This is a genomic window from Shewanella sp. 2_MG-2023, from assembly GCF_030548905.1.
Taxonomy (GTDB): Bacteria; Pseudomonadota; Gammaproteobacteria; order Enterobacterales; family Shewanellaceae; genus Shewanella; species Shewanella electrodiphila.
This window is the reverse complement of record NZ_JAUOSO010000001.1, coordinates 207,617-225,493: the sequence shown is the minus strand read 5'-3', so window position 1 is coordinate 225,493 and position 17,877 is coordinate 207,617. Positions and strand designations below refer to the sequence as shown.

At 40.1% G+C, this 17,877-nt stretch carries 13 protein-coding genes and 4 tRNA genes; 6 read left to right on the top strand and 11 right to left on the bottom strand.

The annotated features are described in order from the left end of the window. Positions 1-276: 276 nt before the first annotated feature. Entirely contained in the window at positions 277-1,578 is a 1,302-nt protein-coding gene (nagP, locus tag Q4600_RS00925; protein WP_303512583.1) for an N-acetylglucosamine MFS transporter NagP, read from the top strand. A 172-nt stretch (positions 1,579-1,750) separates the two neighbouring features. Here nagP and Q4600_RS00920 read toward each other — a convergent pair whose 3' ends face one another. The 5 genes from Q4600_RS00920 to Q4600_RS00900 all read right to left on the bottom strand — a co-directional run bounded on the left by Q4600_RS00920 (position 1,751) and on the right by Q4600_RS00900 (position 4,484). Continuing rightward, positions 1,751-3,292 (bottom strand): arylsulfatase, encoded by a 1,542-nt coding sequence (locus Q4600_RS00920; RefSeq protein ID WP_303512586.1) that lies wholly within the window; start codon positions 3,290-3,292, stop codon positions 1,751-1,753. 355 nt (positions 3,293-3,647) lie between these two features. Then, a tRNA-Thr gene (locus tag Q4600_RS00915) sits at positions 3,648-3,723 on the bottom strand. 38 nt (positions 3,724-3,761) lie between these two features. Next, positions 3,762-3,837 (bottom strand) — tRNA-Phe (locus Q4600_RS00910). A gap of 457 nt (positions 3,838-4,294) precedes the next feature. After that, positions 4,295-4,370 (bottom strand) — tRNA-Thr (locus Q4600_RS00905). A 38-nt stretch (positions 4,371-4,408) separates the two neighbouring features. Beyond that, a tRNA-Phe gene (locus Q4600_RS00900) sits at positions 4,409-4,484 on the bottom strand. 384 nt (positions 4,485-4,868) lie between these two features. Here Q4600_RS00900 and Q4600_RS00895 point away from each other — a divergent pair. Together Q4600_RS00895 and Q4600_RS00890 are read left to right on the top strand one after the other, a co-directional pair. Further along, positions 4,869-5,420, top strand: coding sequence for a cytochrome b (locus tag Q4600_RS00895; RefSeq protein ID WP_303512589.1), 552 nt, complete (start codon positions 4,869-4,871; stop codon positions 5,418-5,420). Between the two features lie 228 nt (positions 5,421-5,648). Then, complete coding sequence (locus Q4600_RS00890) at positions 5,649-6,224, top strand: YceI family protein (RefSeq protein WP_248954564.1); 576 nt, start codon at positions 5,649-5,651, stop codon at positions 6,222-6,224. 128 nt (positions 6,225-6,352) lie between these two features. Here the strand turns inward: Q4600_RS00890 and Q4600_RS00885 are convergent, their stop codons facing one another. The 6 genes from Q4600_RS00885 to mutY all read right to left on the bottom strand — a co-directional run bounded on the left by Q4600_RS00885 (position 6,353) and on the right by mutY (position 15,369). Beyond that, positions 6,353-7,261: a sugar-binding protein gene (locus Q4600_RS00885; protein WP_303512594.1), complete on the bottom strand. Its 909-nt coding sequence runs from the start codon at positions 7,259-7,261 to the stop codon at positions 6,353-6,355. Positions 7,262-7,449: 188 nt separating this feature from the next. Then, a complete protein-coding gene (locus Q4600_RS00880) occupies positions 7,450-9,840 on the bottom strand; it encodes an NdvB protein (RefSeq protein WP_303512596.1) in 2,391 nt (796 codons plus the stop codon). A 4-nt stretch (positions 9,841-9,844) separates the two neighbouring features. Beyond that, complete coding sequence (locus Q4600_RS00875) at positions 9,845-11,263, bottom strand: MFS transporter (RefSeq protein WP_303512598.1); 1,419 nt, start codon at positions 11,261-11,263, stop codon at positions 9,845-9,847. Between the two features lie 556 nt (positions 11,264-11,819). Further along, positions 11,820-13,619, bottom strand: coding sequence for an aryl-sulfate sulfotransferase (locus Q4600_RS00870; RefSeq protein ID WP_303512601.1), 1,800 nt, complete (start codon positions 13,617-13,619; stop codon positions 11,820-11,822). 351 nt (positions 13,620-13,970) lie between these two features. Further along, complete coding sequence (locus tag Q4600_RS00865) at positions 13,971-14,249, bottom strand: oxidative damage protection protein (protein ID WP_102528673.1); 279 nt, start codon at positions 14,247-14,249, stop codon at positions 13,971-13,973. Positions 14,250-14,271: 22 nt separating this feature from the next. After that, a complete protein-coding gene (gene mutY / locus Q4600_RS00860; protein WP_303512605.1) occupies positions 14,272-15,369 on the bottom strand; it encodes an A/G-specific adenine glycosylase in 1,098 nt (365 codons plus the stop codon). Between the two features lie 304 nt (positions 15,370-15,673). Here mutY and trmB point away from each other — a divergent pair, with 304 nt between their 5' ends. From trmB to glsB, 3 genes are all read left to right on the top strand, one after another. Continuing rightward, positions 15,674-16,390: a tRNA (guanosine(46)-N7)-methyltransferase TrmB gene (gene trmB, locus Q4600_RS00855; protein WP_102528671.1), complete on the top strand. Its 717-nt coding sequence runs from the start codon at positions 15,674-15,676 to the stop codon at positions 16,388-16,390. A gap of 76 nt (positions 16,391-16,466) precedes the next feature. Beyond that, entirely contained in the window at positions 16,467-16,793 is a 327-nt protein-coding gene (locus tag Q4600_RS00850; protein WP_102528670.1) for a 50S ribosome-binding protein YggL, read from the top strand. 8 nt (positions 16,794-16,801) lie between these two features. After that, the gene (glsB, locus tag Q4600_RS00845; protein ID WP_102528669.1) at positions 16,802-17,716 is read left to right on the top strand and encodes a glutaminase B; all 915 of its coding nucleotides are present in this window, start codon (positions 16,802-16,804) and stop codon (positions 17,714-17,716) included. The last annotated feature ends 161 nt before the right edge of the window (positions 17,717-17,877 follow it).

Sequence of the window (17,877 nt, the reverse complement as noted above, 5' to 3'; positions counted from 1 at the left end):
GAGCGACTGAAGTTATCTGCTTTAGTGGCGATTTAAGTGCTTGGCTTGTTTAGTAATTTCTCAAGCCTGATTTTCACTTGTTATGGTTCTACCAGTTAAAGGAATGACAGCGTTGTCTTTGTGGTGTTTATGTTTTAACATGAATTGCATATTTGCTATGAAATGAGTTAACAATTCGGCATCATAGCAATGCTAAAACCTCAATAACAATAAGACACATATGGGGCGGTAACGAGCGGTTATTGCCAGATATTAATGACAATAAGAAGCAGGTTTATGGAAACTACAATGAATAACAGCCAGCAAAAAAGCAGTGTACTGCCGATGGCGATTGTCGCCATTCTCTTTTTCGTACTCGGGTTTGCCACTTGGCTAAACGGCTCATTGATGCCGTACCTTAAACAGATTTTACAACTCAGCCCATTTCAAGCTTCACTGATCTTATTTTCCTTCTATATTGCCGTGACCTTTACTGCACTGCCATCTGCCTGGGTTATACGTAAAGTGGGCTATAAATCTGGCATGGCCTTAGGCATGGGGATCATGATGATCGCTGGCTTATTGTTTATTCCAGCCGCTAAAACTCAGATATTTCCATTGTTCTTGTTAGCGCAATTAGTCATGGGGACTGGGCAGACTTTATTACAAACTGCGGTTAATCCTTATGTAGTTCGCTTAGGCCCAGAAGAGTCAGCTGCAGCGCGTGTGAGTGTGATGGGGATTTTAAATAAAGGTGCTGGTGTTATTGCGCCAATGGTATTTACAGCTTTGATTCTAGATAGCTTTAAAGACCGTGTTGGCACGACCTTAACTCAAATACAGATTGATGAAATGGCCAATAGTTTAATCCTTCCGTATTTAGGGATGGCAATATTCATTGGTGTATTAGCGTTTGCAGTGAAAAAATCACCTTTGCCAGAATTGGAGCAAGAAGCAGAGGAAGGTTCAGAGAAAGGGCAAATTAAAGAGGCCTTAGCACGTCCTAACTTGGCTTTAGGTGTGGTTGCATTATTTGTATACGTTGCAGTCGAAGTGATTGCTGGCGATACCATTGGCACCTACGCGTTAACCTTAGGCGTCGAAAATTACGGGGTAATGACCTCATACACTATGGTGTGTATGGTGATAGGTTACACCCTGGGTATTATCTGTATTCCTCGATTTATATCACAGCCTAATGCGTTACTGATTAGCGCAATACTAGGCGTAATATTATCATTAGGTATTGTGTTTGGTGACAGTGAATCTTTTACTATTGCTAATATAATATTAGTGCCGTTTGGTGGAGCTGAACTACCAGATACATTACTGCTTATTGCATTTTTAGGTCTAGCGAATGCTATCGTGTGGCCAGCAGTATGGCCTTTAGCACTCTCAGGTATGGGTAAGTTAACCAGTACCGGTTCTGCGCTACTGATTATGGGTATTGCTGGTGGAGCTTTTGGACCTGTGTTTTGGGGGCTAACAAGCTCTGCTACTTCTCTTGGTATGCAAGGCGGCTACTTAGTGATGATCCCATGTTACTTATTCATTTTATTCTATGCAGTCAAAGGTCATAAGATGACGAGCTGGAAATAAGACATTTGATAGTGATAAACGTGATAGTTCTAGTCCTGAAGTGATAGTTCTAGTCCTGAAGTGATAAGTCAGGTCATCTAAATCAAGTTTATTTTATTCAATAAAAAGCCACTCGATTGAGTGGCTTTGTTGATCATTAATCATCATTTATTGATGATGTGATTAATCGACATTAGTGATTAGCAGGTTGCTCTAACTTCTCCATCACTTGCTTCAAGCTGAAGCTTGCCGCTTTTTGTCTTGGAGGGTATTCCTTAAATGTTTCAAGGAAAGTAGCAACATAAGCCTGCGCTGGTACTAACAAATATGCACGGTCAATCAACCAATCATAATAAGTGTTAGAGGTACGGTCAGCTGTTTCGTATGGGTCCATACGCAGGTTAAATATTTTAGGAAGACGTAACTCAACAAAAGGTTCTGCCCAGATTTGAAGCGTACCTGTTACTCGCTGCTCTAAGAATACTGCTTTCCAGTTCTTATAACGTAGTGCAGCCAAGTCGCCATCATCAGTAAAGTAGAAAATTTCTTCACGTGGGCCCGCTTTCTCTTTACCTGTTAGGTAAGGTAGGAAGTTATAACCATCAAGATGGTTTTTAAACTTTTTACCATTTGCGCTGTAACCTTTCAGGAGTTTATCTTTAATTTTAGTATCACCAGCCGCAGCTGCGAATGTTGGCAGCCAATCCATGTGATGCATGATTTCGTTGGATACACTACCTGGTTCAATATTCCCTGGCCATCTCACCATAGCAGGAACACGGAAAGCGCCTTCCCAACTGGTATTTTTCTCACTTCTAAATGGCGTTAAACCTGCATCTGGCCAAGTGTTCATATGCGGGCCATTATCAGTTGAGTAAAACACAATAGTGTTATCTTTAATGCCTAAGTCATCTACTTTTTTCAGCAGCTCACCAACATGGTTATCATGTTCAACCATACCGTCAGCATAGTTGCTTAAGCCACTAGAGCCTTGTAACTCAGGTTTGATGTGAGTGCGGAAATGCATACGAGTTGCATTCCACCAGACAAAGAAAGGCTTCTTAGATTTTACGCTTTTTTCCATAAAATCAAGGGCTGCTGAGACGGTTTCGTCATCAATGGTTTCCATTCTTTTTTTACTTAGTGGGCCAGTATCTTCAATTTTACCGTCAGCTGTAGATTTGATAACGCCACGTGGACCGAACTTTTTCAAAAACTCAGGATCTTTTGGGTAATCGACATTCTCAGGTTCTTCTTCAGCATTTAGATGGTACAAGTTACCTAAAAATTCATCAAAGCCATGCGCTGTAGGTAAAAACTCATCCTTATCTCCAAGGTGGTTTTTACCAAATTGACCAGTGGCATAACCAAGAGGTTTCAATACTTCAGCGATAGTCGCGTCTTCAGCTTGTAGGCCGATATCAGCACCCGGAAGTCCAACTTTACTTAAACCTGTTCTAAAAACACTTTGGCCAGTGATAAAGGTTGAGCGCCCTGCAGTACATGATTGCTCACCGTAGTAATCGGTAAACATCAGTCCTTCTTTAGCAATACTATCAATGTTAGGTGTTTTATAGCCCATCAAACCAAACGTATAAGCACTGACATTGGCTTGGCCAATATCATCACCCCATATAACTAATATATTTGGCTTACTGGCTGCAGCAGCGCTTGCTGAAAGCATACCTATAGTAACTGCAGTAGTTACTCCTAGGAACTTCTTGATTCTAAGCATGTTAATTTCCCTATATGACTTGAAGATTGAAGTAGTACATAAACAACACTAAGTATTAACGTAACAGCTAAATTAGATATTCAACAAGTAGTAATAAGTGTTGTTTACATAAATATAGTGTAAATATGAATAAATATTTCACTGATGCGATAGTGTGACTAAAGCAAGACTAGTTAGTCACCAATACAGGTTGATGACAGATTTAGATCACTATTAAAACAGAATGAGGGAAGGTGAGTTGTTTGCCAAGGTGCTTACTTAATTGCTTAGGCGTTGATTTGAATTATGTATGAGTGAGTTGTGAGACAAATTTTAGACACAAAAAAGCCACTCTATTGAGTGGCTGTTTTGTATATGGTGCCGGCACCAAGAGTCGAACTCGGGACCTACTGATTACAAGTCAGTTGCTCTACCAACTGAGCTATGCCGGCTTATCTTTTTAACAGTGACAACACTATTAAATAAATTGTGGTGCCCGAACCCGGAATCGAACCAGGGACACGAGGATTTTCAATCCTCTGCTCTACCGACTGAGCTATTCGGGCAACTAAACTAAAGCGTTAGTTATCTACTTCAAACTGACAATATACTTGGTGGTTAACACCTGTCTTGTTTGGAGTGCGCACATACTATAGTCATGGTTCTCATCGTGCAAGTGCTTTTTAGCACTTTTGAACCAATCAGCGCTTAAGCGGCGATATAATATGCAAGCTAGCGATGAAATGACCTCTTTGGGGAGCTTACGTGGTAAAAATAGAAGCATGAAGGCTACAGAGAGCAGGTAGTTTGTTACTCGGCTAATGATGACCTAGAGGCAATACCATATGTTAACTAATATTGAAGCGACTTTTTTGAAGTGCTTATTCAGAGCCAGTATATGAGTATGCATTAATTAGCTAACTTGACTTGAGTGTTGAAAAAAGAAAATGAGATAAGTGCTTTAGAGTTTTTATCTAAAAACAGATACAAAAAAGCCACTCTATTGAGTGGCTGTTCTGTATATGGTGCCGGCACCAAGAGTCGAACTCGGGACCTACTGATTACAAGTCAGTTGCTCTACCAACTGAGCTATGCCGGCTTATCTTTTTAACAGTGACAACACTATTAAATAAATTATGGTGCCCGAACCCGGAATCGAACCAGGGACACGAGGATTTTCAATCCTCTGCTCTACCGACTGAGCTATTCGGGCAACTAAACTAAGCGTTAGTTAACTACTTCAAACTAGCTGCTAACTCACTTGTTAGTGGCTGTGTCGTTTGGAGTGCGCACATATTATAGGGATGGATTTAAACACGCAAGTGGTTTTTTAAAACTTTTTAATTGTTCGCTTAGTTAGTATCCAAAATGGTGCTTTTTTGATGGTTTTTACATAGAGGTTGAATCATTTCTTTCAACTCTAGTTCACTCTTCAGTTTGCGGTAGGAATGACAGTTTAGATGTTATGACAAAAGCATTTGGTTTCCACAAGCACAACCTTTCGAAAAAATAGGATGTTTTAGGTTCTATTTTGCGATTTTATTTTAGGGTTAAAGCTATAAGATAAACATCATCGAAATACAGAGGGACATGCTCGATGTTAGCAAATACTAAAAATGGCTATGGTTTAGTGACAATCATTATCCATTGGTTAAGCGCCTTAGCCATCATAGGTTTATTTGGCCTAGGTTTTTGGATGGTGGATCTGACTTATTACAGTAGTTGGTATAAAACAGCTCCCGATATTCACAAAAGTGTCGGTATTCTGCTACTGGGGTTAACCTTGCTAAGGGTTTTATGGCGCTTCTTTTCTGTTAAACCTCAACCTGAACAATCTCATAAGGCTTGGGAACAGGTTGCAGCTAAGTGGGCTCATCGAGTGTTGTACGCTTTAATGCTGTTAATAATGGTAAGCGGCTTTTTAATTTCAACTGCAGATGGCAGAGGTATTTTGGTGTTTGATTGGTTTGAAGTGCCTTCATTAGGCAACTTTATTTCTAACCAAGAAGATATTGCTGGGCTAGTTCATCAGTATTTGGCTTATAGCTTAATTGCACTCGTTATCATCCATGCAGCTGGCGCGATTAAACATCAGCTTAAGGATAAAGACGGTACGTTAAGCAAAATGATTAAACCGATTCGAAAATAATTTAGCTCGGTTTGTTAGCTCAGGATAATCAGTCAGCTCGGTATATTCAGTTCGGTATAAAGCTCGGTAAATAAAGCTCAGTAAATAAAGTATTGGCAGTCATTGCGACTCAATATTTGATACACGATTAACTGAGTTTGATTTTATTTAGACAGACAACAGACTTTTATCAACAGATTTTTATCAATACATTTTATCTACTAAAGATTTATATAAGGGAATAGCAAAATGAAAAAGCAACTTATTGGCACACTAATCGGTTCAGCACTTTTAATGCCATTGACAGCGAATGCTGCAGACTATGTTATTGATACTCAGGGAGCTCACGCTTCTATCCAATTTAAAGTCAATCATCTGGGTTATAGCTTTGTAGCTGGCCGTTTTAATGATTTTGGTGGTGATTTTAGCTATGACGCAGCGAACATAGCTGGTTCAGCTATTAACGTGACTATTAATACGACCAGTGTTGACTCTAACCATGCAGAAAGAGATAAGCATTTACGTGGCAGTGATTTTTTAAATACAGGTAAATTTCCACAGGCTGAATTTGCATCTACCAGTGTCGAAGATAAAGGTAATGGTCAACTTGTGCTGAATGGTAATTTAACCTTAAACGGTGTGACTAAACCGATTGCTATTGATGCAGCATTTATTGGCGAAGGCAAAGACCCATGGGGTGGATACCGTGCAGGTTTTGCAGGTACAACTGAATTTGCGATGAAAGACTTTGGGATCAAAATGGACTTAGGGCCAGCGTCTGCCAATGTGACTTTAGATCTTATTGTTGAAGGTATAAAGCAATAAATTTGAGGTTGTTGCCAGAAGTCGAATGCTAACTGGTTATATAATCATGCCGCTTAACTTTATCCAAAACAGTAAAGCAATAGCGGCATTTTTGTGTCTTTATAGGTATTTAAATCACCATATAATAGCTATTTAATCAGTTTGATTTTACCGAATACATCTGCACTTTTATAACCTCGATTCATATCGCCATCAACCGCTTTTATAGGATGCGAACCGATAAAATTCTCTCTTTGCTTTGAACCATCATTGTCACAATAAGCGAGCATGAACCCCATAACTTTACCGGCAGTAAGCGTAATAGGTGACACTTGGTTATGTGCAAAAGCATCTAAACTATCATCATAGCTGTCAGGAAAGATGTGAATAGCCATCTCCCAGTATATCTTTTTAGGATTAATAGGATCACGAGTCCAAACTGTTTCGATATGTTCATTAAAGGTCATAGCTTGTTTAAGAGTGGAGAAGTCAGCAACTTGTCTATCTAACGCCACGTGGTATGCAAACGCATTATGGTTAAATTGATGCTCTCCACCTGATGCATCTTCATCTAAAAATACCTCAACAGTATCATCATCCCAATATAGAACAGTTGGATCAGCTGTTTGATCGAACAGTACGTCATCAATAATTTCTGCGAGTAAAAACAACTTATTTTCACGCCAGAGTAATTTATATTGGCCACTGAAATCATCTGCTGAAATAGCAGGGCCGATAATCATTTGATCAATGGGGTGCCATTTAGCTTGCTGCCAGTCTGATTCGCTAGGGATGCCATCAATAGTGATGTCACTATTGGCTCTATTAACCTCAATGATTTGATGGCTGTGTTCTTGATGCAATGTTTCAGTTGATAACTCGGCTGCAGCAACGGATAGTGTGCTAAAAAAAGGGCTTATAATTAATGCTAGGACTACAGCGCTATGGTTAACAGCGCTATGGTCGAATTTAACTCGGTTAAACATGCCTAAGCTAACTGTTGTCAGGTCATGATTTTGTTTATTGGGGATACGATAACGATTACTAAACCATTCCATAGTTTTCTTGCTCCGAATTTGCATCTTATATTTTGTGATAAGTGTACTTGTGTTTAAAAATAACGTCACAGGCAGTCTATTCTATATGGTATTCGAATAAATAGATTAGATAATGCTAAAAGATAACAAATTCCAAAAGTATTATCTAATCTATTGTTTTTAAATCATTAAATAATATCTATGCTCAGTTAATTAACAGAGGGTGCCAATGGGAGAGCAACCTCAATGCAATAATTTTGCTTTGGCGTTATCGCTAATATAAATTCGCCCTGTTGATTGATATGAAGTGGAATCCCATCAACTAACACTTGCTGCTCTGAGATATGCTCTTCACGTTTTACATTGAGTTTAATTGTTGATTGTCTAAACAGACGAGTGACCTCTAACTTGTCCCAAGCGCTCGGTAACTGAGGTTGAATTTTAAGACCGTCTTTAATCCCTTTTAAGCCAATTAATTGCTCGATGACGATTCGATAAATCCATGCAACGGTGCCAGTATTAAATAATTGGCTGGATTTACCTGCATCTTCAGGGTATTGAAAGTAAGCGCCGCGATAATAATTAGGGATAAATACAGGCAGTTGACCTCGGGCGAGGGTATCGCTATCTGAGCTAGGATTAATCATGGTATTTAATAGCTCAAAAGCTGTGTCGGTTTCACCTCTCTCAAACAAAGCAAAAATATAAAATGCGCCAGCATGATTATAAACTGAGCCATTTTCGCCGGTACCAGGGAATTTTTGCGTAAGCCTACCGACTTCTTCATGCATATGGGTATAACTTGGCGCCAGCATCATCATTCCAAAGGGGCTTTGCAATTGTTGCTTGATTTGAGCCTGCATTAATGGCCATTGTTGCTCTGTGATGGCGCCAGAAAGCATGGAAAAACTTTGCGGGTTTAAATAGATTCGCCCTTCGGTATTTGCGCTGACACCGAAACAGTTGCCTGCATCGGTAATGCCTCGCGCAAACCATTCACCATCCCAACAATGTTGGTTAACATCCTGATTTAAAGTATTGGCTTGTTGTCGCCATTTATCTGCTTGCGCATTTTCCCCAATAGCCACACTGACATCGGCCCATAACTTCATACTGTAGGCGCTTGCAAGGCTTAACCAGCTAGAAACACCGATGCCTTTATAGCCAACCATATTCATCGGATCGCACCAATCACCTTGGTTAATATAATTCAGGCCTCTGCTATCTCTTTGTGACCATAAATAATCTAGGGCAAGGTTTATGTGTTCCAGCACGCTCACGCTATATTGATTATCTGAAAAGGGGATGTCTTGGTTAAGAAAGTCGTAATCACCAGTTTCATTTAAATAGGCTTCAATACAAATTACCAGCCAAACGCAATGATCTGTATGTGGGATTTGATTGATATACTTAAGCTCTGAATCTGCATTTAACAAAACACCATCGGGCATTTCACCATTTTTATGTTGTTGTGACAGGGCTTTTATAAAGGCACTTTTGGTTTTATCAGGGCTGATATACATCATCCCCATCGCATCTTGTAAGTAATTTCTAGTTTGCGGATCGGTGCTAAGGCGGTTGACATCACCATGATAAAAAACTTGCCTTGGCAGCCAATGATTAATGAAATTATCAAGTGCATTATTTGGGCTGCTAATTTCAAGTTTATTATCAGAAGTGGCAATATACTGCTGATATTTTTGTTTGGCCTTATTCAGTTTCTGTTCTGAACTAAGATACTTTTGTTTGAGCTGCTTAGCTTCCTTAGCATCTTTAACTGGGGCAAAGATAAAGTTAAATTGCGATGACTCTTCAGGGCTTAAGCTTTGCGTAAACTGCATTATGGCTGCAGGAGTTTGATAATGGGCAGGCTTAGAGGCTAAATGTTCATTTTTTATAGCATCAGGATTATTCAATCCGCCTTCACCTTCAAAAATGACTTGTCGAGTCTCGTAGCTGGTTGGTGTTTTATCACTGATAAAAACCGTGGTGTCCTTAAAGTCTTTTTGAACAGGGTATTGTTCAACTTTTTGATAAGGCGTGACTGATTCACACAAAATGCTATTAAGCGTGTCATCAAATCTTGCAGATTGATTCATCCAAGACATGTAGCCGACAGGGAAATAACTGTAGATGCTTAAATCTCGAATACTATCAGCATGATTGGTGACGCTAAGTTGCCAAAGTTCGGCTGTATCTTCTGCAGTTAACGATAAGCTCAAGTGGCAAGTTAGATTTAAATGCTCCACTTTCCAACTAATTTTATGTTTATCGACGATAAACTCAAACTTACTGTGCGCCTGCTTTACTGGTGCATAAGGGACTGAAAATATCTCACCCGTTTGATTATCCTTTATGTAGAAAAAGCGCCCCGGATGGTGGCTAAAATAGGCGTGCTCAGGCTGCATAAATGTCTTGGCTTCAAGGGCGGGGCCATGAGCGTATTTAGCCGGTTCAGGCTGCATAAATTGAGCCACGGCATAACCTCGACAATTCATTTGAATCATCATGTTTTCATTCCACAGAAAACCACATGCATTTGGCATGCTGGTTGGGCTATGTAGACTGACAGCGCCATTTTGTTGGTTGTAAGTGATCACTATCTTAGTCCTGCACTGCTGTGTTGTTAGTGTTTGTATTGTCGGCTTGTTTCGGGTCAGGTGAATATAAGCTTTGGTTAATGTCATGCATTGTTTGTTCATCTAAGCTGTAATGCTTTACTACCCAAACCGCTAATACTGCAAATACCGCAGGGATCAGGGTATTAAGCAATAATATGCCCATAAGCGAATCTGGCGATTGTTGCTGATTGGCCACATACCCCATTGAAGATAAAAGCCAGCCAATCATGGCGCCTGCAAAAGCGCCGCCTAGTTTTTGTGAGAATGCCGCAGCAGAGAAAATCATTGCAGTGGCGCGGCGGCCATTTTTGTATTGCGAATAATCTGCGGTGTCAGCGTACATTGAAAATACCAAAGGAGACTTAGGGCCTAAGCAAAAACCAATCAAGGCCTGCATGATAAACATCAAGGTTAAATTTTGCGGTGGGATTAAGTAAAAACCTGCAGACAAAACAGCCACTAGGCTCATTAAGCCAATCAGTAAACTGCGTTTATCAAAGTAGCGACTCAGTAATGGGGTTGAGGCTGCACCTATTGCCAGCGAAATCATATATACCGCAGTGAAAGTACCAATTAAGTCCTCTCGGCCAACATAATACTTAAAGTAGAACGTACCCGTACTCGCCCGCAGTGTAATGGTGAACATGATGATTAAGGCGAGTGAAAACAAGATAAGCCAGGGTTTGTTGTTCGTTAAATCCATGATGTCTTGTTTGATACTGGTTCGCTGATTTTTTGGCGGCGCAATGCGTTCTTTGGTGGCAAAAAAAGTCAGCGTAAATAACACTGCTGAGATAATGCCATAGCAGCCCATGGTCATTTGCCAGCCTAAAGCTTCGTTGCCATTTCCAAGTAGATTAACCAGTTCTGGTGTCATATAAGCCACTAAGGTGCCACCAGAAAATGCGCCAATAAATCTAAAACTGGTTAAGGTTGTGCGCTCTTGACTATCGGATGTTACTACACCAAGCAAAGCACCATAAGGCACATTAATAAAGGTATAGGCAAGCATCATAAATATATATGTGCCGTACGCCCAAATGAGTTTTCCATCATCGCCTAAATCAGGGACGGTGAAGGTAAGTACACCTGCTGCAGCTATGGGTAATATGCCGAGCAAAAGATAAGGCCTGAACTTGCCGAAACGTGTGGACGTTCTATCAGCTAATGCGCCCATTAATGGATCTGAAACAGCATCTATTATGCGAGTCACTAACATCATGGTACCGACGGCAGCAGCAGAAATACCGAAAACGTCGGTATAAAAAATAAATAGAAAGACATCGAAAACACGCCAATAAAAGTTAGATGCCACATCCCCTAAGGCATAACCGACTTTTTCTTTGAGTGATAACTTTTCAGATTGAGGTGTCACAGGTGATATTTTAGGTTCTTGAGCCATTGTTTTTATTACCTTGGTTGATTCCATCCAAATTTGGTATTTATGGCAACTTTGCAGCTAACTGATTTTTAATGTTTTTTATATTTAACAATTAGTGTAAGCGCTTACATTGTTGTTAGAATGTAAATGATTAATCATTTTTTGACCAGTATTAATTTATTCAAGATTGAATTTAAAGCAGCTTTATTGGACATTAAAAGTCAATTTTTGCTGAGCAATGACACAAAAGGAGTTGCTAATAAAGAGGATAGAAAAGCTGCAAATTCAATATTAAGAATGTTGCAAGGAAGGGACAGTTAGCTTGGAAAAGTAAACACTAGCTCGTATAAACTGTAGCTCGTATAAACTGTAGCTCGTATAAATAATAGCTTGGTATAAGTAAGGGCTTGTATAAGGTAATAGCTTTTAAAAACAATGGCTTAGTATAAGTAATGGCTTATATAAGATAGTAGCTTGTAAAAATAACAGCTTGGCGTAATAAACCTCTGGGTTTTAAAATGCCCGACAAATTGTTTATCGGGCATTAAGTTGTGACTAATAGAAAAGCAGTATTTTGTTATTTCAGCATTTCTTGCACTCGAATGACCTGAGCGCGATAACCTGTTGCAAACATATCGTGGCTGTTAATGTTTATTCGTACAGCGGGTTCGGTTTCACCATATCTATGTTCAACTAAAATAGATTGTACTTTACCTGTGGTGTCGTCCATTTTTAAGTTGCCATATCCGCCCCCTAGTCCAAACAGGCCAGCCGAGGCAAAATAGCTCATCATACTGTCTTTATCTTCTTGATACTTAACGATTGAAGTCACAGGTGAGTACCCACTATAACCTAGCTCCGTTTTGCCATATTCCCATACTTGTTCAACGGTGAGTTTTTGCTCATCGATTTTGTATTCTACTGAGCGAGAATATTTTTCATTGGCAAACATTGGTTGACCAAGGTGGCGACCGTCACCGTTATCAAATACGGTTAGAGTTCCTTTTTGCGGTACTCTATAGGCTGTGTGTGAGGTGTAAGAAAAATCAAAGTTAGTGCCTCTACATTGGCCTTTTTCATTACAGTTTAATGCTTTGCCTTTACTGTCTACAGGGGTCAGTAGTTTATCAGCAAACTTTTCAGACCAGCCTTTTGATGGGCTTAATATCCATTTGATTTGCTTGTCACGACCTATTTTAATAACGGCTGATTGATGACGTGAACTGATGATAATACTGTCGTCAGTGGGATCGTAATCCACGGAGTTTACGTGGATCCAATTACGACCGGTTTCGACACCATGAATATCGCCATAGGGCGCATTTTGTAAATCTTCAAGTGTAGTCTGATGCCCAGCTTGTGAGGCATTAATATTTAAACACACAGCGCCAGCATCAAGAGATAACAATGCATCGTCTCGCATTGGATCAAGAATACTGTTCAAGTCCCAGTAATCGACGAGTTTACCTGTGCTATCAACTTCAATAATTTGATCGCGAATAGTGTTTACTAACTTACCGTCAGGACGGCGGTAGTCTTTGGCTGCAGCGCGAATAAAGATATTTCCGTTAGCACCTTCAATTCCTTCGTGCGATGCATCAATAAAGTTCCCAGGTAAGCTATGTTCAGAAATCATTCTGCCCATTAAAGACATCTTTTTCCAACCTTGGCCTTGAACCCAAACCATGTTGCCATCTTCGGTAACATTCATTCCCATAGCGTAACCGGCATTTTCAAAGCTTTTTGAATCGTGAGTTGTGTATGGGTTTAAATACCAGCGGATATCGCCAGCAGTATCGATAATAAAGAAGCCAGGCTTGCCATCCCAAGAAAAGGCGCCAGGAGCATCTGGATTGTTATGAGCTAATTGGCCTGTTTTGCCATCAGGGTTAGTCCAGTTAACGAAATATAGTCGGTCTTTAAAGTCTGCATCGACATGCTCAATTTCAACCAGAGGGGCTTTAGCCCATTGGCTTTCTGAAAAACCCATATCAATATCTGGTGTGAGCATCTGATAGTCATGGCTATGCTGTTTACCGTTTTGAGTCCAGTTAACTGTAAAGTGGTTCATCAGGGCAGGGTACAAGCCAAATATGGGGACGCCACCTTCATTCATCACACGCATGTCATCTACTTGGTAGTGAATACTTACACCCGTGTCATCTTTTGCATGAACTGTCACTTCTACATCTGAAATCGTGTGACCATTTAAGGTGACTAAAGCAGTTAGCGGTGCATTTTCATATGGGTTATGCACTAGATAACCTAGAGGTGCATCAGGAACGGGTATTGGCTTCATTCCAAGTGGATCAGCAGTCACATTTGTGATTGAAAAGCTCAGACTGATGGCAAGTAGCGAATAAATAAGTGGCTTCATTATCAATAATCTCATTTGAAACAATTGTGCTTGAGTATACTGATTAACGTTTTTTATTAATGTTTTATCGCTAACAAAGGGCTGACAATATTTACTATTTTCAAGAAAGGTCACGAATATGAAATTTCTGTTTTGAATCGGGAACTTTTGGCTATTAAACGAAAGTAATCATCGGTCTTCTTTAGGTGGGAACCGTTAACGATTGTATCTTGCTGGATACGAAAATAGCTCGTCATCATATCATCGTCTAGTGAGCGACAGGTTTGATAGATGAATCGAGCTATTTTAGAAAGTCTTTAGCGCAATTTTATATAGCCTTAAGCGCTATTCTTGATGATTTTTAAAGCTAGATTATTCGTCTTCAGCAGGTGGAACATAACCTTCAATTTCGACGTCTTTACCTTCAAATAAAAAGTTTACCATTTGCTCTTCAAGAAATTTACGGTCATCAACATTCATCATGTTGAGTTTGTTTTCATTGATTAACATGGTTTGTTTTTTCTGCCAAAGTCCCCATGCTTCTTTACTGATAGAGTCAAAAATTCGCTTGCCAACTTCTCCTGGGTACAATTGAAAATCTAAACCTGGAGCTTCTTTATTTAAATATGCGCAATTAACATTACGAGCCATGATGTTTCCTTAACGGGATCCCTTAGATAGGATCTGCTGCTGAAAGTGCGACTAAGTTAGATAAGATCCGCTCGGTTGCTGCGGCTAATCCGACTTTAGCTGGATGATGTATGTTATACCAGAGACTCTGGTTTTGTTCCATTACACTGGATTCAAATTCTGTTAAATCTTGTGTTGATTCAAGTTCAATCACAATGGGTTGAATATCTAAATGGAAATGGCTAAATGTATGCCTAAAGCCTGCAAGCCATTCTGAATCAGTATGGGTGATGTTTTTGCCCGTAAACTTGATTGATACGTGCTCATGTAATTCAACTTCTGTTTCAAATTGAGGGAAGCACCATAGTCCGCCCCAAATGCCCGCTGGTGGACGTTTGTTTAAAATGACTTGGCCATCTTTTTTTATCACTAGCATCCAGGCTGATTTAGCGGGAATTGTCTTTTTAGGCTTTTTACCAGGAAACTCACTCTGCCTGCCAGCTAATTGCGCTTTACAATCAATGGCAACAGGGCATGCATCACAGCGAGGTTTGCTGCGGGTGCAAACGGCAGAGCCGATATCCATCATGGCCTGATTAAACTTACGTACATCTGTTTTAGGCGTCAGTGAATCGGTTAAGGTCCATAACTTTTGCTCAACAGCTTTCTGCCCTGGCCAGCCTTCAATCGCGCCATGTCTTGCAAGCACTCGCTTAACATTACCATCTAAAATTGAGTGATGTTGTCCAAGGGAAAGTGACAGAATTGCCCCAGCAGTTGAGCGTCCTATACCTGATAGCGCAATCACTTCATCTAAAGATTCAGGGAACTGACCATTATGCTGATCGCATATCGCTTTCGCAGCTTTATGTAAGTTTCTCGCACGCGCGTAGTACCCAAGACCTGTCCAATGATGCAAAACATCATCTTCGCTAGCTTTGGCTAAATCACTAATTGACGGGAAACTGTCCATGAACTTTTCATAGTATGGAATCACAGTCGCAACTTGAGTTTGTTGCAGCATGATCTCCGAAATCCATACTCTATATGGGGTTTTATTGATTTGCCAAGGAAGCGTTTTACGCCCGTGAACATCGTACCAAGCAACAATTCGCTCAGAAAAGGAGTTAACTTTATTCATTGGCGCAGTGTATATGGCGACGTTTTGATAAACAAGTTAGATACGGTTTTGATAATGGAAAAGCTAAAAACGATAAGTGACTGTTAAATGGTCTGTGAAGGTTAAAATGCGCCTAGTCACAGAGGTATCTTGACTCATGCAGCTAAACTTCTGTAAAAAACGCAATATAAGCAAAATAATCTCCGCCTCAAAGGGGATTAACTACTTTAGTCATGACGATTTTGCGATATACTTACTGACTATTTTATGAATTTGAAGTTAAACATTGGGTCACTTAATAAAGTACCTAATTGATGAGGCAGAAATGAGCGACGTTACTACCGCTGAATATAACGAAGATGGTAAATATCTTCGTAAGATTAGAAGTTTTGTTTTGAGAGAAGGGCGCCTAACCAAAGGCCAAGCTCAAGCAATTGAATCACACTGGCCAGCAATGGGGTTAGATTACACTCCAGAGCCAATTAATCTTACTGAAGTATTTAACCGTGAAGCTGATACCGTTTTAGAAATTGGTTTTGGCATGGGTGCTTCTTTAGTTGAAATGGCGCAAGCTGCTCCTGAACTGAATTATATTGGTATAGAAGTTCACAAACCTGGCGTTGGTGCTTGTCTTGTTGATGCGGGTAAAGCTGAAGTGACTAACCTTCGTGTTTATCATCATGATGCGATGGAAGTGCTTGAAAACAGTATTGCTGACGGGTCATTGAGCCGAGTACAGTTATTCTTTCCAGATCCATGGCATAAAAAACGTCACCACAAACGTCGTATTGTTCAAGCTGAATTTGCTGCGCTTATTCGCCGTAAACTTAAAATTGGCGGTGTTTTCCATATGGCAACAGACTGGGAAAACTACAGTGAGCATATGCTAGAAGTGATGTCAGCAGCTGAAGGTTATAAAAATCAATCTGAGACTAATACAGTCGTTGAACGTCCTGATCACCGTCCACTGACAAAATTTGAAGCCCGTGGTCATCGCTTAGGTCATGGCGTTTGGGATTTAATGTTTGAAAAAGTCAGCTAAATTTATTAAAACATAAGTTTAGCTTCTGAATTAATATAATAATTTATAATCGTACAACACTAACTAGGATAAAAACATGGCTAAGAATCGTAATCGCCGTCTACGTAAAAAGCTTCGCGTTGATGAGTTCCAAGAACTTGGTTTTGATATCAATTGGACATTCGATGACGCTATTTCAGAAGCGGATATTGATAAAGCCGTTGATGAGTTTATCGATGAGGTTATTTTACCGCGTGAGCTAGGCTTCCACGGTGGCGGACACAAAATGTGGGAAGGTATTATTGCCACTCAGCAAATCGGCAAATGTACCGAAGAAGATGTTGCAGCTGTAAAAGCCTTTTGGGAAGCGAAGAAAGTACCTCAACTTGAAGTCAGCGCATTATATGACATCTGGTGGGGCTAATTCAGCCAATGCCTGAGCAGATATTGCTTGAACAAGTGGTCGACAAAGTTCGGCCACTTATTGGTTCTGGAAAGGTAGCAAATTACATTCCTGCTTTGGGGAGTGTTGATCCTAATAAAATTGCGATTGCTGTAACGACTGCTGATGGACAAACCATCGGAGCAGGCGATTACCTTGAGCCGTTTTCAATTCAAAGTATTTCTAAAGTCTTTAGTTTGACGCTGGCACTTAGCTTATATACCGAAGATGAAATTTGGAGCAGAGTAGGCAAAGAGCCATCTGGTCAATCTTTTAATTCACTGGTCCAAGTTGAGTTAGAGCGCGGGATCCCTCGTAATCCCTTTATCAATGCAGGCGCATTAGTGATTGCAGACTTAATTCAAGCCAGACAAAGCGCACCCAAGCACCGTATGCTTGAAGAAGTCAGAAAACTCAGTGGCAATTCACACATTTGTTTTGATAAAAATGTCGCCAACTCAGAATTTAAATTTAGTGCTAGAAATGCCTCTATTGCCTACTTGATGAAATCATTTGGTAATTTTGATGGTAATGTCGATACGGTATTAAAAAACTATTTTCATTATTGCTCACTCAAAATGAATTGCGCTGATTTGTCTAAAGCCATGTTCTATTTGGCTAATCGTGGCAAGACACTTCAAAATGAACAACTGGTTACCCCTGTACAAACAAGGCAGCTGAATGCGTTGTTAGCAACATCTGGTTTGTATGATGGCGCGGGCGAATTTGCTTATCGCGTTGGTATGCCGGGTAAAAGTGGTGTTGGTGGCGGAATTATTGCTGTTATTCCTGGTGATATGTCTATTTGTGTTTGGTCTCCAGAGTTAGACCAAAACGGAAATTCATTGGCGGGTACGCGTATGCTGGAGCACTTATCACAGGCTTTGGGGCGTTCAATCTTTTAGTGCTTTGATTTCATTTTTACTGCTATTGCTCCGCTCCTTCTGTTTATTTTTAGTGAAAATTAGCAAAGAGTGAAAAACACCACTTTGTTGGTTATTTCACTCATTGTCGGTTAACTTCATAATTCCTGTCTTTGTCTATAACGTCGCCTAGTTCACTTTAA

Bases quoted from the DNA above. Each gene is read 5' to 3' on its own strand.
- trmB (WP_102528671.1), top strand. From the start codon at position 15,674: ATGAGCGACGTTACTACCGCTGAATATAACGAAGATGGTAAATATCTT.
- Q4600_RS00885 (WP_303512594.1), bottom strand. From the start codon at position 7,261: ATGGAATGGTTTAGTAATCGTTATCGTATCCCCAATAAACAAAATCAT.
- Q4600_RS00850 (WP_102528670.1), top strand. From the start codon at position 16,467: ATGGCTAAGAATCGTAATCGCCGTCTACGTAAAAAGCTTCGCGTTGAT.
- Q4600_RS00875 (WP_303512598.1), bottom strand. From the start codon at position 11,263: ATGGCTCAAGAACCTAAAATATCACCTGTGACACCTCAATCTGAAAAG.
- Q4600_RS00865 (WP_102528673.1), bottom strand. From the start codon at position 14,249: ATGGCTCGTAATGTTAATTGCGCATATTTAAATAAAGAAGCTCCAGGT.
- Q4600_RS00895 (WP_303512589.1), top strand. From the start codon at position 4,869: ATGTTAGCAAATACTAAAAATGGCTATGGTTTAGTGACAATCATTATC.
- Q4600_RS00890 (WP_248954564.1), top strand. From the start codon at position 5,649: ATGAAAAAGCAACTTATTGGCACACTAATCGGTTCAGCACTTTTAATG.
- mutY (WP_303512605.1), bottom strand. From the start codon at position 15,369: ATGAATAAAGTTAACTCCTTTTCTGAGCGAATTGTTGCTTGGTACGAT.
- nagP (WP_303512583.1), top strand. From the start codon at position 277: ATGGAAACTACAATGAATAACAGCCAGCAAAAAAGCAGTGTACTGCCG.
- Q4600_RS00920 (WP_303512586.1), bottom strand. From the start codon at position 3,292: ATGCTTAGAATCAAGAAGTTCCTAGGAGTAACTACTGCAGTTACTATA.
- Q4600_RS00870 (WP_303512601.1), bottom strand. From the start codon at position 13,619: ATGAAGCCACTTATTTATTCGCTACTTGCCATCAGTCTGAGCTTTTCA.
- glsB (WP_102528669.1), top strand. From the start codon at position 16,802: ATGCCTGAGCAGATATTGCTTGAACAAGTGGTCGACAAAGTTCGGCCA.